Origin of the sequence: Streptomyces sp. NPDC051064 (genome assembly GCF_044455985.1) — a bacterium.
In the GTDB taxonomy this organism is placed as follows: domain Bacteria; phylum Actinomycetota; class Actinomycetes; order Streptomycetales; family Streptomycetaceae; genus Streptomyces.
Genome location: NZ_JBITFK010000011.1, coordinates 84,043 through 99,422, shown reverse-complemented (window position 1 = coordinate 99,422; position 15,380 = coordinate 84,043). Strand labels below are relative to the sequence as shown.

Below are 15,380 nucleotides of genomic sequence, written 5' to 3'. Positions count from 1 at the left end.
ACGATGTTGTGCACTGTGATAGAAAAAGCGCATGACTGAGGATGTGAACGTGGACAGTCAGGCCCGGCGCGCCTCGATCGTCACCGCCCTGCGTGACGGGGTTCAGCGCATCGACGACCTGGCCCGCCTCTGCGGCGTGAGCGCCATGACCATCCGCCGCGATCTCCAGGCTCTGGAGGAACAGAACAAGATCCGACGCGTGCGCGGGGGCGCCATCCCCGTCGACGCCTGGTCCTTCGAACACCGGATGGGCCGCACGGTGGCGGCCAAGCAGACGATCGCGGCCAAGCTGAGGACCATGGTGCCCGCCACGGGCGGCATCGGCATGGACGGCTCGACCACGGTGCACCAGCTGGCACTCGCCCTGGGCGACCGCACGCCCCGCGACCTCACAGCCGTCACCACGGGACTGGAGACCTTCCATCAGCTGACCCGCACCCCGGGCGTGCGGGCCTACTCGACGGGCGGGACCGCCGACGCCCACACCGGAAGCCTTGTCGGGCCGCTTGCGGCGCTCACAGCCCGCCAGTTCACACTGCACACCTTCTTCGCATCGGCGACCTACATGGACGAGAGGCTCGGGTCCACGGAGTTCACCGCCGATGAGGCCGCGGTGAAGCAGGCCATGGCCGGTGTCGCCCGCCGGACCGTCCTCGCGGTCGACTCGACCAAGCTCGGCAAACATGCTGTCGCCAAGTGTTTCGCACTGGAGGAGATCGACTTCCTGGTCACCGAACTCCCGCCGGACGCACCGGAGTTGGCTGAATACGTCGGTAAGACCGAAATCCTCTGAAACTGCCCGGATCGGGCCGTCACCTACCGTCGAGGCCGCGCCGAAGCCTCCGGGCCCCGGTCGCGGCGTTCGCCCGCCCCCACCCCGGGGAGCGGCCCTCGCGGACAAGCTTCATGCCCGCTCGCCCTCGGTCGAGGGCGCCGGCCCCCGAAAAGCCCCCAGGAACGGCCGGGGGCCGGTTTCGGATTTCTCCGAAACCGGCCCTGACAAGTGCGCGGATACCGCCTGGTCCCCAACTGGTCCCCACAGCGCATGTCCGTGACGCCCGCGTCCAAGGACCGCCCCCAGGTCAAGTGGCTGGCTCGCCAGGGCCAGGGCCTGTTGCGAAAGCCTCGAGCGACAAGAGTGGCGGTGTTAGGGGCCCGCGGTGCGCTTCTACTGGGGTCGCATCAGGTGCAGGTCCTCACCCCATGCGTCCAGCACCGCGCCGTGTCCGGCCCGCCGGGCCACTGCCTCAACCTGGGCGAAGAGACGACGCTGTGTGGACACTTCGCCCGTGCCTGAGATGTGGTCTGCAGCGTCGAGCAGCAGCCTGGTGTCCCAGTCGGGCAGCGGGAATCGGGCAAGCTCCCATTTCAGGTACTTGTTGTAGGGGCGGGGGCGCCGGTCTACGGCGAAGAGCAGCTCCAGCAGGAACCGGATGCTGTCGGCGGCGTCGAGTCGGGCCGCGAGGGCATGTCCGTCACGGACATTCTTGACCGAGCGGTAGAGGGAGTTGACGTAGGCATCGAGCCATTCACCCGCCTCCCGGAAGGCTTCACGGGCGGCGAGTCGTGCCTTGCTGGCCAGGATCTGGGCGATGAGTCCGTCGAGCCGGTCGAGCACGATCCGGGCGCGGGCGAGAGCGTACCGCTCGAAGCCGGGCATTCCGGCGGCGCGGAACTCGTCGAGGGAGAGGACGACGAGGTCGAGTTCTGGGGTGCGGTGCCCCGTGAACCGGGTGAGGTTCGTCTTTGCGCCATCGGCCAGGACGACGTATAGGTCATGGTCGGAGTGCTTGGTGGTCATGCCCTCGTGGGCCCGGGAGCCCTTGAGGACAAGGCCGACGACAGCTGAATCGGCGGCGGCGAGCTCGACAAACGCGTCGTAGGTGAGGGGCTCCTGAGCAGTCATTGCGTGATCTCCGGCGTTGTAGTGACGGGTATGCCAGCCGGGCGGCCCCGGCTCATCGGGGTCGCCCGCACCGTCTGCGGCGGCGCTTGGCCGCCGCCCGGAAGATCAACGCATGTGGGGACTCTATCGCCCGGCCCGCTGAGCGGTCTCGCATTCGGCCGCCTCAAGAACGGCAGGTAGGCAGGTCAGTCTTGAGCCCCGAGATTCCGGTCATAGCCATTCATTGATGACCGCGATCTGGACGGTGGCCTCGTAGCGGACGGCAAGTGTCGTACCTCGTGGCGACGGCCCGGTGTCTCTTGAGTCGGTTGATGCCGCACTCGACTGCATGGCGCCCGCGGTAGTCGGTCTTGTCGAACTTCGACGGTCGGCCGCCTCGGGACCCGAGGCTCTGCCGGTGGCGGGCGCGATCCGCGGGGATCGGGATCGTGGCCTTGATGCCGTGTCTGCGCAGGTAAGCACGGTTCTTGCGCGAGTCGTATGCCTTGTCGGCTCGCACTCGTTCGGGGCGTTTGCGAGGCCGCCCCAGGGCCGGTCGGGGCACCCGGATGGCTTCCAGGACAGGCTCGAACTGCGGAGAGTCACCGCGCTGTCCGGCGGTGATCACGACCGACAGGGGCTTCTGGCTCTGTTCCACCGCGAGGTGGATCTTGGTGGTCAGTCCGCCGCGGGAGCGTCCGAGCGCATGGTCAGCCGGCTAGGCGGTGTCCCCGCCGGGCGGTTCCTTCTGCAGGTCCCCCTTTTCGCCGCCCCGGCGGCGTGCTGATGTGCCCGGCAGACAGTGGAGTCGACGTTCACGTCCCACGTGATCAGCCCGTTGGCATCCGCCTCGGCTTGGAGCTGGGTGACAATCCCGGCCCAGGTGCTGTCTCGCTGCCAGCGCCTGAACAGGTCGTACACCCTGTCCCACGGGCCATACCGCTCGGGCACGTCCCGCCATGGGGCGCCGGTCCGGGTCCGGTGGGAGGTCGGCAGCGGTCGTCAGCACCGGCGTGCGGTGTCAAACAGCGAATCCGCGGGAGGAAAGCGTCCGAAACCTGTGGTAGTGCCGCAGCGGATGCGGTCACCGAATCGGGCCCGCGCGCGGCGACGGACCTCCGGGCCCTGGGCCCCGCGGGCAGCCTCCGCCGAACTGGTCAGAACGTCGACAAGTCGGTGTCGTTTCGGTTGGTAGTACCCCGTAACACGCTCCGTCGCGGGTCACGGCACACACCCCTTGCATATGCGGACACGCCGGTGGCGAAGCCGGTGGAGCTGACGGTGCTGGCTGACTGCCGCCACGGAGACGGCGCGCTCCCTGCTCACCAGGGGCGGGTGATGGTGTTGGTGTCCAGGGTTACCGAGCCGTCGCGGGCCAGGGACTGGCCGCTGACGCTCACGCCGGCGTTTACCGTAATTGAAGTCGCGGCCAGGATCCTGCCGACGAAGGCGGTGTCGGTGCCTAGGGTGACTGAACTTCCGACCTGCCAGATGACATTGCGGGCCGTGGCACCATTGATGAGTAGCACGCTGCTTGCGGTTGCGGTCGTCAGGGTTGTTCCGATCTGGAAGATCCACTCGGCGTTGCGGTCGCCCTCGGCGTCCAGTGTGAGCAGGCCGGTGAGCCCGATGGAGGAGGCCGCGCTGTAGACGCCGGGAGTCAGCGTCAGACCACCGAGGTCTCCGAAGATGCTCGCGTCCGGGAGCCGGCCGACGGCGGCGTCGTACGTCGCGACCAGATCGGAGTGGGCCTGAACGGCGTCCGCGTCCGAAATATGGATGGTTCCATTCACTTGACCGGGCGGGAACCCGGTAACGGATACTCCTGGGCTCACTCCCAAGTCTCCGGTGACGCTTGACGGGCCCGTGTTGGTTACAGACTGCCCGCCCAACACCGCGAAGCGTCCCAGATAGGTGTACGCGCCCGAGGCGGTGGTGGTGCCGCCGAGGGTGGTGACCGTGATATCGGCCGGGCCGAGCGCTCCGGCGGGTACCACGGCGTCGATCTCCGTGTCCGAGGCGACCCGGTAGGAGACGACGGGTGTTCCGCCGATGGAAACGCCGGTGGTGTAGGAAAACGCGGTCCCCGTGATGACGACGAGATTGCCCCCGTCCACCACTCCTGAGTCGAGAGTGACGACGGTGACGGAAGGCGACCCGAGATAGGTGTAGGTGACTCCGCTCGCGATCCCGCCCCTGGTGCGTATGGTGACCGCCACAGGGCCGGCAGAGGACGCCGCGGGAACCGTCACCGTGAGTTGGCCGTCGGAGTCGACGATGAACGAGGCTGCCTGCGAACCGAACCGGACCTCAATCGTGGTGAAGAGGCCGAGGCCGGTGAGGATCACGGTGTTACCGCCCGCCAGGGGGCCCGCGGCAGGCGGAAGGATTCGGAAGGAGGGCGGCGGCAGGTAGTAGAAGGTCCCGACGACTCCGGTACTTCCGGGCGTGGTCACGGAGACGGGCGCGGGGCCTTGGCCGGAGGGCGTGATGGTGGCGGTGGTGCTGTCGCTGAGCACCACGAAGCTGGTGGCCTGGCGTGAGCCATAGCGAACGCTGTTGGTACCCATGAAGTGGCTGCCAGTGAGGGTGACCGCGTCGCCGCCGCCGGTGGATCCCTGGTTCGGTGAGACCGGCATAGGGGACTCCTGAATCCATCGGGTCGACTGACGGAGCGTTTCGGTTCAGCCGGTCTCGTCGACCACCGCAACTGTTCGTTACGCGAAGTAGCCCACCGACGAGAAACTGCGGCAAGGGCCAGGACGCTGTTTCACCCGAAGGGGTGAGCACCACGACCTGACGGCGGCCCGCACTCACCGGATCTGCGAACGCCAAGACGTCCCCGTCCTTGCCGACCGCGCCTACCAAGGCGCCGACCCCTGGGTAACCACCGGGCGCAGACGGCCGCCCGGCGGCCAACTGTCCGCAGCACAGCAGACGGTCATCCGGGCCTGGCAGCGTCCGGGGCCGCCCTATACGCAACGCCGCCATCGGCGCACTCCGCAGCACCGGCGTCACCAACATCGCCGCCGCCAACCGCCACCACGCCCGCGACAGCACCCGACCACTGGCACTACTCGGCATCACCTAAGGGCTCGCAGAGAATCAACATGCTGATTTGATCGCGACGGCGGTGGCCGCCGCTGCTGACCTTCCTGTCCTCGCGCGGCCAGCCGTGGCGGAAGGCGACGAGGCAGGATCTGGCGGACTACCGGCACTGGCGGTGCTGGGCCCCGGAGAACCCGCGCCGGATCAGCGGGACGAGGGGGGGCGGGCGGCGACCGTGTTCACCAAGCTGTTCCGGTGGGCGAAAGTGCATCCGTTGCCGGTAGACGTCTCGCGGCGTGAGGACCGGGCTGTGGACGCGGTGAGCTCGAAGGTGTTGTGGCTGACGCTCCGGACGTGGCGATCTTCCAGTAGGCGAAGCCCTGAGGCTGCGAGCCCAGCTGTCCCTGGAGAGGGCAGTGTTGGATGAGCAGTTGGGGGGATCTGCCGCGAACTCGACCCGGTACGCCAGGCTTCCTGAGCGCCGAGGACCTCCTGGAACAGGGGTGGGACGAGAACGCCGACCCGTTCACCAGCACGGTGACCGTCATCGTCGGCCGGTTGCGCCGCAAGTTGGGCAGCCCGGCGGTCATCACGACGACGCCCGGGGTGGGTTCCCGCATAGCCGAGGCTCCGACCGCCGAGCGCCGCAGGTAGTTCGTGTCACGGAAGCACTGCACCGCTCACCCGGTGATCCGGGGCACGGTGGTGACGCACTGCACCCCTGCGGCGGCCTGACCCCACCCGCACGCCAGGGTTGAGTCGGCCGATCAGGGGCAGATACCGCGATTTTGCGTAATCCCTTCGAGTAAGTCGTGACCCATAAAGGGCGAACCGGCACAATATGGGGGCGGCTGGTGGAAGGTGAATCGACGGGAGAGTGGTGCATGCCTTTTCGGAAGAGTAAGGCGCAGCTGAAGGCCCGGGCCGGGCAGGCGGCGGTCAATGGATACGGCGCGGCGGACGGGCGGCTGCCTGTCAGCGAGTTGGCCAGGCAGTTGTTGCGCAAAGCCTTTCCCGACCACTGGTCCTTCCTCCTTGGCGAGATCGCCCTTTACTCCTTTGTGGTACTGCTCCTCACCGGCGTGTATCTCACCCTGTTCTTCGACCCGAGCATGGTGGTGAGCGTCTACTCCGGTTCCTATGCGCCCCTTAAGGGTGAGAGGATGACCCAGGCATACGCCACCACCCTCGACATCAGCTTCGCCGTGCGCGGAGGACTGTTGATCCGTCAGATCCACCACTGGGCGGCACTGGTGTTCCTCGCCGCGATTGCCGTCCATATGCTGCGGATCTTCTTCACCGGCGCCTTCCGCAAACCGCGGGAGGCCAATTGGATCGTGGGCGTCACACTGTTCATGCTCGCGCTCCTCGAAGGATTCGCTGGCTACTCGCTGCCTGACGACCTGCTGTCCGGTACGGGCCTGAGGACGGCTGCCACCATCATGGGGTCGATCCCGGTCGTCGGAACGTACCTGGAACTGTTCGTCTTCGGGGGAGAGTTCCCGGGCAGTGTCGTCATCCCCCGTCTGTACATCGTGCATGTCCTGCTCGTGCCCGGCCTGATGGTGGCGCTGATCACCGCTCACCTCATCCTGGTGGTCTATCTCAAACACACCCACTGGGCGGCCCAAGGGAAGACCAACAAGAACGCTGTCGGTTCGCCGGCCTTCCCTCAGTTCACCGCAAAGACCACCGGTTTCTTCTTCTTGGTGTTCGGGGTACTGACCTTTCTGGGCGCGCTCGCCCAGATCAATCCCGTATGGAACTACGGTCCCTACCGCACCGACCTGGTCTCCGGGAACGCACAGCCGGACTGGTATGTCGGGTTCCTGGAGGGCGCGCTCCGGCTGATGCCACCGTGGGAGACCCATATCGCGGGCCACACCATCATGTGGAATGTGTTCATTCCGGCGATCGTGCTGCCCGGCGTTGTCTTCACGGTGCTGTTCCTCTATCCCTTCTTCGAGAAGTGGGTGACGGGCGATCGCAGGGAGCACCATCTGTGCGACCGGCCACGCAACCGGCCGACCCGTGCGGGGCTCGGCGTGGCGGCCATCGTCTTCTACGCCGTTCTCCTGGTCGCCGGCGGCGATGACGTCGTCGCGTTCGCCTTCCGGATTTCGATCGAGACCACGACCTGGATCCTCAGGATCGCGCTGATCGTCGCCCCGCTCCTGGCCTTCGCGGTGACCAAGCGCCTCTGCCTCGCTCTTCAGATGCGGGACCGCCGCCGCCTGACCGAGGGAGAGGAGACCGGCCAGGTGACCCAATCGGTGTCCGGCGCGCTCTCGGAAGGCCACCGCGACCTGAGCCCGACCGCCCGCTACCGACTGCTGATGCGTGATGTCCCGGTGCCCCTGGAGCTCCCCGCGGAGGGCCCGATCTCGCGTCGGCGACGGCTGAGGACCGTACTGAGCGGCTGGTACTACGGAGACATCGTGGAGCTGCCCGCCACGGACGAGCAACGGTCTCTGATCACGGAACGGACTGCGCCGGCGCCCGAGAAGGCCGGCGAGCGCCAGGACTGAAACGCCGCCCTCAGTCCTGCGGACGGGCGTACTGGAAGACCATTCCGAACACCCCCGCCAGCAGCACGCCCAGGCCGTTCAGGAAGAGCCACAGACCGAACACCACCCCGAGGGCTGCCAGGGCCAACCCCGCGGCGGTCAGCACCGGCCAGACGCTGTGCGGAGGGAAGAAGTCCACCGGACCGGATCGCTCATGGATGTCCCCGTCCCTGCGGTCCTCGGGGCGCAGTCCCTTCCTCCGGTAGTTGGTGGCGAAGAAGAACGTAACCAGCAACGCCATGAGGAATGAGACGGTGAGCGCCGCCGTACCGGCTGGATCCTTGGACCACACGGCGTAGAGAACATCGGTCACGAGAAAGAATCCCGCGACTCCGGCGAAGAGGATGGCCTCGGTCTTCATTCGCCAGTCTCCTTTGGGGGCTCACCCCGGCCGAGGCGCGGTTTCTCCTTCTCCAGTGTCTCCGGGTGGGCCAGATCGAAGGCCGGCGAGTCGGAACGCACCCGGGGCAGAGTAAGGAAATTGTGCCTTGGGGGTGGACAGGAGGTCGCCCATTCCAAGGAGCGGCCGAACCCCCAGGGATCGTCCACGTCGACTTTCGGTGCGTATCGGCTGGTGCGCCACACGTTGTACAGGAATGGGAGTGTCGACAGGCCCAGCAGAAAGGAGCCGATGGACGAGATCGTATTGAGGATGGTGAAGCCGTCCGCCGCCAGATAGTCGGCATAACGGCGAGGTATTCCGGACTGCCCCAGCCAGTGCTGGCCCAGGAAGGTGATCTGAAAGCCGGAGAACAAGGTCCAGAAGTGGATGCGCCCGAGGCGTTCGTCGAGCATGCGTCCCGTCCACTTGGGCCACCAGAAGTAGAACCCGCCGAACATCGCGAAGACCACCGTGCCGAAGAGCACGTAATGGAGGTGGGCGACGATGAAGTACGAGTCGGTGAGGTGGAAGTCCAGCGGGGGCGAGGCGATCAGCACCCCGCTGAGGCCCCCGAGGAGAAACGTGACGAGGAAGCCCACCGCCCAGAGCATGGGTGTCTCGAAGGAGATACTGCCGTGCCACATGGTGCCGATCCAGTTGAAGAACTTGACCCCCGTGGGCACGGCGATGATGAACGACATGGCGGAGAAGAACGGGAGGAGGACGGCTCCTGTCGCGAACATGTGATGGGCCCAGACGGCCGCCGAGAGCATGGTGATGGTGATCGTGGCCATGACCATGCCGAAATACCCGAACATGGGCTTTCGGCTGAACACGGGAATGATCTCACTCACCACTCCGAAGAACGGCAACGCGACGATATAGACCTCGGGGTGGCCGAAGAACCAGAACAGGTGCTGCCACAGCAGCGCGCCGCCGTTGGCGGAGTCGTAGATATGGGACCCGAACTTCCGGTCGGCTTCGAGGGCGAGCAGCGCGGCGGCGAGCACCGGGAACGAGAGCAGCGCGAGGATCGAGGTGAAGAGAACATTCCAGGTGAAGATCGGCAGCCGGAACATGGTCATTCCCGGGGCGCGCAGACAGACGATCGTGGTGATGAAGTTGACCGATGCCAGGGTTGTGCTGATCCCGGACAGCACCAGGCCCATGGTCCACAGGTCTCCGCCGGCGCCGGGCGAGAAGACGGCGCTGTTCAGCGGGGCGTAGGCGAACCAGCCGAAGTGGGCCGCGCCGCCCGGGACGACGAATCCGGACACCACGATGATTCCGCCGAAGAGGAAGAGCCAGTAGGTGAGCGCGTTGAGGCGTGGGAAGGCAACGTCGGGTGCGCCGATCTGCAGCGGCATGATGGCGTTCGCGAAGCCGCCGAACATTGGCGTGGCGAACAGCAGCATCATGACGGTTCCGTGGATGGTGAACAGCTGGTTGTACTGTTCGGCGCTGACGACCTGCATGCCGGGCCGGGCCAGCTCCGCTCGCATGACCATGGCCATCACCCCGCCCAGGAGGAAGAACCCGAACGCGGTCACCATGTAGAGATTGCCGATGACTTTGTGGTCCGTGGTCGTCAGCCAGCCCATGAGCCTGACGCCGGCGCTGATGCGCTTGTTGGTCACCGGCTCGGCCGGCGCGGCTTCCTGCTGGTCCAGCGCCATCGGTTCTCCGTCTCGTCTCTGGTGACTCGATAGTGGAGCCTTCGACCACGGACGGGCGTACGACTGGCCGTAGGACTGGCGGCGGCGCCCCGAATTTCACCAGTTCACCGGCGCACCCAACGGCGTCCGAGTGTCCCGCCGCCCGCTGGGCGCCGGCTGCGGCTCCATAGGACGGTGCCCGTTTCGTCCAAGATGACAGCCGCTCGTCTCTACTGGCCAACGCCTGGTGTACGACGAGCGATCTCGCCGCCTGCCTGCGTGTAAATTCCTCGACTCTGCGCCGTTGGCGCACCGCTCGGCCACCGCAGGGCCCGCCGTTCGTCTCCGTTTCAGAACGCGTCATCATGTATAGCGCGCTGGACGTTGAGGAATGGTTGCACAGCCACCGGATCGTCCCGCGTCGAGAAGCCTGATGGCCGAGAAAGCCATTGTGCCGGTCGGTGTCCGACTCTCCACCGACATCGAGTACCGGCCGGATCGCCTCAACCCCCTACCGCGCGCGAGTCCGCTGGTTCGATCCGGCTACGAAGCGCCGCCTGTCCCTGTCGGAAGGAAAGGCGGACGAGGACGAAGCACAGGAGTGGCTCCAGTCCATCATCGAAGCCGCAGAGGCAGGACTGTCCCCGTCGCTCGCCACCATGAAGCTCGCCGAATACGGCGACGCGAACATGGATCTCGCCCTGCACGGCCTGGAGTTGAAAACACTCGACCCATATCTCGCAGGCTGGCGGATGCGTGTCGTCCCCGCCCTGGGCCCTCTCGCGGTCCGGATGATCACTAACGGCGCTGTCGATCGCACCGTGCAGAACTGGATCGCCGACGAGCACAGCCGCTCAACGGTGAAGAACACCATCGCCGTCCTGGTCCGCGTCATGGAGCAGGCAGTCCGTGACGGCATCATCAAGGTGAACCCCGCCCGGGTGACCGGCTGGCAAAAACTTTACAAGCAGGCAGAGGACGAACTCCTCGACCCACGCGCGCTGGCCCTGCCCGACTGGGAGACGCTCGTCGCACTGGCCGACGCACTTGTGGCCGCCCCCCACGACGAGTACCGGGGCTGGGGCGCATCATGTCCGCTGGCCCCAATCCCGACGCCCGCCTGTTCACGGGCCCGCGAGGCGGACGCATCTCCACCGCCGTCCTACGCGACGCCACACACTGGGACGACGTGGTCACCAAGCTCGGCTACGAGCATCTGCGCCGCCATGACCTCCGGCACACCGGATTGACCTGGTTCGCCGACGCCGGGGTCCAAGTAAACGTCCTTCGCGGGATCACCGGCCACGGTTCACTGACCACCACCCAGCGCTACCTGCACCCGGACGTACACAAGATCACGGCTCAAGCGCGCTGGTCCCCAACTGGTCCCCAGGAACTGCTCAGGGCCAGTTTCGGATTTCTCCGAAACCGGCCCTGACCTACGACTGTCTCCAGTCGGGACGACAGGATTTGAACCTGCGACCCCTTGACCCCCAGTCAAGTGCGCTACCAAGCTGCGCCACGTCCCGATGCGATTCCCCCGGCTTCCCGGGTGACCGCGCAGGACAAACATTACCTCACTCCGAGGACCGTATCGACGCCCCTACCTGCTGCGCGCGGGTCGCCAGCCCTTCGGCGCCGCAGGCGGTGGCGAGCTTCTCGGCCCGGGCGAGCTCCTGCCGGGAGCGGATCGCGGTGCCGTACTCGAAGCGGGCCACGGCGTGCTCGTACGCCGACGGGGATGCCTCCAGGCGGCGTACTGACTCGGCCAGCAGGTGGGTGGCCTCCTCCTCCGGTGCGAACAGGGCCACACAGCGCAGTGCCTCACCGATCGCCGTGTCCGTGCCGAAGCGTTCCGCGTGGACGCGCGCCCGGGTGGCCAGCTGCGCGGCCCGGGCCGGGTCCGTGTCGGCCAGGGCCCGGGCGAGATCCCCCGCCCAGGGCGCCCAGACGCCGTTGAAGCGGCCTCGTGGCTCCAGTGCCGCTCCAGCCGACTCCAGCTCGGCCACGGCTTCCTCCGTGCGCCCCTCGGCCAGCAGCAGCCGTCCGCGTACGCACGGGGCGTCCGGCAGGACCATCGCGCTGGGGTAGGGCGGGCCGAAGTCGTACCGGTCGGCGACCAGCCTCGCCTCGGCCGTCCGGCCGCGGGCGAGCAGGGTCTCGACGAGGAGACAGGTGGCGTCCCAGTGGACGGGCAGTCCGCTGCCGACCCGGTCGGCCAGGCGCAGCCCCTCGCGCAGGAAGCCCTCCGCCTCGGCGAGACGGCCGCGTCTGCGGTGGACGAGGCCCAGGAGGGTGTGCGCGAACGCGAGGTGCGCACCGCTCCATCCCGAGATCTCGAAGGCGCGGACCGCCTCGCCGAAGAGTGCCTCCGCCCGGTCGAGCTGGTCGGTGAACGCGTAGGTGATACCCACCATGGTGGGGAGTTCGAAGCCCCATTCGGAGTCGGTCCAGCCGAGCCCGCGCGCGGGCCTCCCGTCGACGAGGGCGCGCTCGCAGAAGCCGACGACGAGCTGGGCGTTCTCGCCGCGGAGCATGGCGTCGAAGGCCCGCAGGGTGAGCAGGGCGCGCTCGGCGTTGTCGCGGCCCTTGAGGTGGTCCGCGTTGCGGGCGAGACGGGCCGACCGTGCGGGTCCGTCGTCCTCGGCGGCCTGCATGCCCTCCCACAGGAAGTGCGCGGCCTGCAGACGCATCAGACCGGGGCCGGGAGCGGTTCGCGAGGCCTCGGCCGCCAGCGAGAGCGCCGCGTCCTTGAGCTGGTTGTTGTGGGAGAGGGCGGAGGCGAGCCGGAAGGTGGCGTCGATCCGGAGGGTCTCGTCGAGCCCAGGCGTGTCGAGCGCGGCGCACAGGTGCTGCACCGTGGTGGCAGGCGAGGAGAGCAGTGTGGCGCAGCCCAGTTCGTACAGCAGCGCCGCTCGGTCCTGGGGGCGCGGCGGCTCGTCCAGGGCGCGTTCGAGACAGCGCCTGGCGGCTTCCGGGGCGCCGACGGCGAGGTGCTGCCGTGCTGCCTCGCGGAGCTGCGCGACCAGCTCCTGGTCGTCGTCCGGGTGGACTTCGAGCAGATGGCGGGAGGCCGCAGCCGCCCCGAGCCCGGCCTGGGTGATCGCCCAGGCCGCCCGTCCGTGCATGGCGGTGCGGGTCGCCGGAGGGATCGAGCGGTAGACGGCGGTGGCGATGAGCGGGTGGACGAATTCCAGCGGGTCGAAGCCGCTGACGATGCGGGCGTCCCGCAGCCGGGCCGTGCAGTCGGCGGCCTCCGCCGAGCTCATTCCCGCCAGTGTCGCGGCGAGCTCCTGGGAGATCTCGGTGCCGAGCACGGCCGCCGCCCAGGCGAAGCGGTTGGCGTTGGTGCCCAGACGCTCGAGGCGGGCGACGAGCCCGCTGCCCCGGGCCGAGGCACCGAGCTCGCGCAGGAGGCCGGCGGATTCCTCGACCGGTGCCAGTTCGCGGTCCTGCGCCTTGGCGACGAGTTCGACCGCTTCGTACGGGTTGCCTCCGGTGACGGCCCAGACCTCGCGGCAGAACGGGTCGTCAGCGTGGTCACCAAGGCCGGCGCGCACCAGATCGGCGGTGGCCTCGGGGGTGAGCGCCCGCAACGCGACCCGGGTCAGCGCCGGGTGGCCGGCGGCGCTGCTCTCCTGGGGGCGGGCCATGGCCCAGTCGGCGTCGCGGTCGGCGAGCTCCTGGGGGCGGTGGGCCTGGACGACCAGCACCGGCAGTTCGGAAAGGCGCGCGGTGAAACCTGCGAGCCAGGCGAGGGATTCGCCGTCGGCCCAGTGCGCGTCGTCCACTATGAGGAGCAGCGGCCGGTGGCTGAGGCGGGAGGCGAGCCGGGACACGACGTGGTCGAGGCCGTCCCTGACACCCTGCGGGTCGGGCTGCGGGCCGCTGGGGTCGGCCAGGCCCAGTGCGGGTGCCGCGATCTCGAACCAGTCGCCGAAGAGGGCGCGGGTCTCGTCGGCGGGGAACCGGGCCAGCGCGGGCTGGAGCAGCTGGCGTACGACGTGGAACGGCACCGAGGTGACCGTCTCGCCGCCGCGCGCGGACCAGATGGTGCAGCGGTCGGCAGCCATGGCCTGGATCTCTCCGAGCAGTGCGGTCTTGCCGATGCCGGCCTCTCCGCTGAAGACCAGCAGTCCGCCGGCGGCTTGTCCGCCGCAGAGGGCGTCCAACGCCTGTGCGGCTGCGGCGAGTTCCGGTTCGCGCTCGTACAACGGCCGGGACGGCTTCATGCCTCCCCTTCCCAGGGTGGTTGCGAAGAGCACAGAGCCTAACCGTGCGCGGGTGCGGACGGACAGGGTTCCCGCGGTTTCCGCAGGTGCGAGGCACAATCGGGGGGTGGACGAATCTCGCAGGGACCGCGACGAGGAAGGGCGGGCGCGCAATGCGCGCCCCCGGGACGGGCTGGGGCGCCCCCTGCCCTACGGGGCTCCGGGGGTGGAGCGGCAGCCCGAGGGTGTGGTGCGCTCCCCCGACGAGACGGTGGGCGAGGCCCAGCGGCTGCTGGACGCGGGCATGCCGTTCCATGCCCATGAGGTGTTCGAGGACGCCTGGAAGTCGGGGCCGGACGCGGAGCGCGAGCTGTGGCGGGGGCTCGCGCAGATGGCGGTGGGGCTGACCCATGCCGCTCGGGGCAACACGGCGGGCGGGGCGCGGCTGTTGAGGCGGGGCGCCGCGGCCGTCGACGGGTTCCGGGCGTCGGATCCGCACGGGATCGGTGTGGACGGGCTGATCGGCTGGGCGCGGGAGCTGGCGGGCCGGGTGGATCCCTCCGCGTCCGGGGGCGCGGGCGGGGCCGCCGGCCGTCAGGAGGGCGCTCCTGCCGTGGACGCGGCCGCGGAGGCGCCCTGGTTGCGGCGGGGAGACCGGCCCGGGGAGTGAGAACACGAATGCGGTAGGTTTTGCTACTTCTTGACGCCGTGTCGATCACACCCGTCATGTTCACGTTCCATTCTTCGACCACTCTCTCAGGAGACGGACGCCCCGATGACCGACATCATCAACGGCCTCGGCCGTGCCACCGCGTACGGGGCCCTCGGCGTCGTACTGCTCGTTCTCGGCATATTTCTGATCGACGCCCTGACCCCGGGCAAGCTCGGCCGCCAGATATGGGAGGAGCGCAACCGCAACGCGGCGCTGCTCCTCAGCTCGGCGCTGCTGGGCATCGGCGGCATCGTGTTCACGTCGATCTGGACGACGTACGAGGACTTCGGCAAGGGGCTCGCCTCGACGGCCGCGTTCGGTCTGCTCGGCCTGATCATGATGGCGGTGGCCTTCCTCGTCGTCGACCTGGTCACGCCCGGAAAGCTGGGTGCCACGCTGGTGGAGCGGGAGCCGCACCCTGCGGTGTGGGTAACGGCGGCCTGCAACCTGGCGGTGTCCGCGATCGTCTCCGCGTCGATCGCCTGATCACCCCGGGATCCCCCGGTCCGGCGAACATCACGGTGCGCAGCCATTACGATCCGGCGTCATGAGCACTTCTGACCAGGACCAGGAACAGGATCACCGGCAAGCGCAGGACCGCGAGCCGGGTGAGAGCCCCGCGGCGATACCGGGGGCCGCGGCGCAGGAGCGGAGACTCACTCCGCGTCAGGCGCGGCGGCTGCGGATCGTTCTCTCCTCGGTGGGCATGGCGGCGATGGCCGTCGTCCTGGCTCTCCGGATCGCCAGCCGTTCGTCGGTCCTGGTCGTCGGGGTCTACGGGCTCGCGCTCATCCTCTGCGGCGTGGTGATCGAGCTCAGCAGGAACGGCCGCACCCGGCTCGGCAGCTGGCTGCTGGGGGTCGGCCTGGTGGCGGCCGTCGGCGCCGACTGGCTGCTCATTCCCTGAGCCGGTCCCGCCC

The 15,380-nt window shown here is 68.3% G+C and carries 14 protein-coding genes, 1 tRNA gene and 2 pseudogenes; 9 read left to right on the top strand and 8 right to left on the bottom strand.

The features are described 5' to 3' along the window. The first annotated feature begins 31 nt into the window (after window positions 1-31). On the top strand, window positions 32-793 hold the full coding sequence (locus ACIBCU_RS32875) for a DeoR/GlpR family DNA-binding transcription regulator (RefSeq protein WP_399235903.1): 762 nt from the start codon (window positions 32-34) through the stop codon (window positions 791-793). 375 nt (window positions 794-1,168) lie between these two features. Here the strand turns inward: ACIBCU_RS32875 and ACIBCU_RS32870 are convergent, their stop codons facing one another. The 4 genes from ACIBCU_RS32870 to ACIBCU_RS32855 form a co-directional block, all read right to left on the bottom strand. Then, entirely contained in the window at window positions 1,169-1,906 is a 738-nt protein-coding gene (locus ACIBCU_RS32870) for a hypothetical protein (protein ID WP_399235901.1), read from the bottom strand. 220 nt (window positions 1,907-2,126) lie between these two features. After that, the gene (locus ACIBCU_RS32865) at window positions 2,127-2,543 is read right to left on the bottom strand and encodes a transposase (RefSeq protein WP_399235898.1); all 417 of its coding nucleotides are present in this window, start codon (window positions 2,541-2,543) and stop codon (window positions 2,127-2,129) included. Window positions 2,544-2,563: 20 nt separating this feature from the next. Beyond that, entirely contained in the window at window positions 2,564-2,881 is a 318-nt protein-coding gene (locus ACIBCU_RS32860) for a transposase (protein WP_399236138.1), read from the bottom strand. A 326-nt stretch (window positions 2,882-3,207) separates the two neighbouring features. Continuing rightward, entirely contained in the window at window positions 3,208-4,524 is a 1,317-nt protein-coding gene (locus ACIBCU_RS32855; RefSeq protein WP_399235896.1) for an ice-binding family protein, read from the bottom strand. A gap of 142 nt (window positions 4,525-4,666) precedes the next feature. Between ACIBCU_RS32855 and ACIBCU_RS32850 the strand changes: the two are divergent. From ACIBCU_RS32850 to ACIBCU_RS32840, 3 genes and pseudogenes are all read left to right on the top strand, one after another. Beyond that, window positions 4,667-4,837 (top strand): annotated as a pseudogene (locus ACIBCU_RS32850) (IS5/IS1182 family transposase); the annotation flags it as partial. A 561-nt stretch (window positions 4,838-5,398) separates the two neighbouring features. Beyond that, window positions 5,399-5,587, top strand: a pseudogene (locus ACIBCU_RS32845) (winged helix-turn-helix domain-containing protein); the annotation flags it as partial. A gap of 230 nt (window positions 5,588-5,817) precedes the next feature. Next, on the top strand, window positions 5,818-7,461 hold the full coding sequence (locus ACIBCU_RS32840) for a cytochrome bc complex cytochrome b subunit (protein ID WP_399236136.1): 1,644 nt from the start codon (window positions 5,818-5,820) through the stop codon (window positions 7,459-7,461). A 10-nt stretch (window positions 7,462-7,471) separates the two neighbouring features. On the opposite strand, the gene ACIBCU_RS32835 is transcribed toward ACIBCU_RS32840, so the two are convergent. Further along, the gene (locus ACIBCU_RS32835; protein WP_362928358.1) at window positions 7,472-7,861 is read right to left on the bottom strand and encodes a cytochrome c oxidase subunit 4; all 390 of its coding nucleotides are present in this window, start codon (window positions 7,859-7,861) and stop codon (window positions 7,472-7,474) included. Next, a complete protein-coding gene (gene ctaD, locus ACIBCU_RS32830; RefSeq protein WP_362928356.1) occupies window positions 7,858-9,558 on the bottom strand; it encodes a cytochrome c oxidase subunit I in 1,701 nt (566 codons plus the stop codon). Before ctaD ends, ACIBCU_RS32835 begins: the two co-directional genes overlap by 4 nt. Before the next feature lie 440 nt (window positions 9,559-9,998). Here ctaD and ACIBCU_RS32825 point away from each other — a divergent pair, with 440 nt between their 5' ends. Next, window positions 9,999-10,787 (top strand): hypothetical protein, encoded by a 789-nt coding sequence (locus ACIBCU_RS32825; RefSeq protein ID WP_399236159.1) that lies wholly within the window; start codon window positions 9,999-10,001, stop codon window positions 10,785-10,787. Then, window positions 10,685-10,975: a tyrosine-type recombinase/integrase gene (locus ACIBCU_RS32820; RefSeq protein ID WP_362928539.1), complete on the top strand. Its 291-nt coding sequence runs from the start codon at window positions 10,685-10,687 to the stop codon at window positions 10,973-10,975. The genes ACIBCU_RS32825 and ACIBCU_RS32820 overlap by 103 nt, the downstream gene beginning before the upstream one ends. Before the next feature lie 17 nt (window positions 10,976-10,992). Here the strand turns inward: ACIBCU_RS32820 and ACIBCU_RS32815 are convergent. Together ACIBCU_RS32815 and ACIBCU_RS32810 are read right to left on the bottom strand one after the other, a co-directional pair. Then, a tRNA-Pro gene (locus tag ACIBCU_RS32815) sits at window positions 10,993-11,066 on the bottom strand. A 48-nt stretch (window positions 11,067-11,114) separates the two neighbouring features. Then, window positions 11,115-13,769 carry an AAA family ATPase gene (locus ACIBCU_RS32810; RefSeq protein WP_362928354.1) on the bottom strand — a complete coding sequence of 885 codons (2,655 nt, stop codon included), beginning with the start codon at window positions 13,767-13,769 and terminating at the stop codon, window positions 11,115-11,117. A 106-nt stretch (window positions 13,770-13,875) separates the two neighbouring features. Between ACIBCU_RS32810 and ACIBCU_RS32805 the strand changes: the two genes are divergently transcribed. From ACIBCU_RS32805 to ACIBCU_RS32795, 3 genes are all read left to right on the top strand, one after another. Continuing rightward, entirely contained in the window at window positions 13,876-14,418 is a 543-nt protein-coding gene (locus ACIBCU_RS32805; protein WP_399235893.1) for a DUF309 domain-containing protein, read from the top strand. Window positions 14,419-14,523: 105 nt separating this feature from the next. After that, window positions 14,524-14,946 (top strand): DUF350 domain-containing protein, encoded by a 423-nt coding sequence (locus ACIBCU_RS32800; RefSeq protein WP_356715627.1) that lies wholly within the window; start codon window positions 14,524-14,526, stop codon window positions 14,944-14,946. Between the two features lie 61 nt (window positions 14,947-15,007). Next, window positions 15,008-15,367, top strand: coding sequence for a hypothetical protein (locus ACIBCU_RS32795; protein WP_362928350.1), 360 nt, complete (start codon window positions 15,008-15,010; stop codon window positions 15,365-15,367). Window positions 15,368-15,380: the final 13 nt, after the last annotated feature.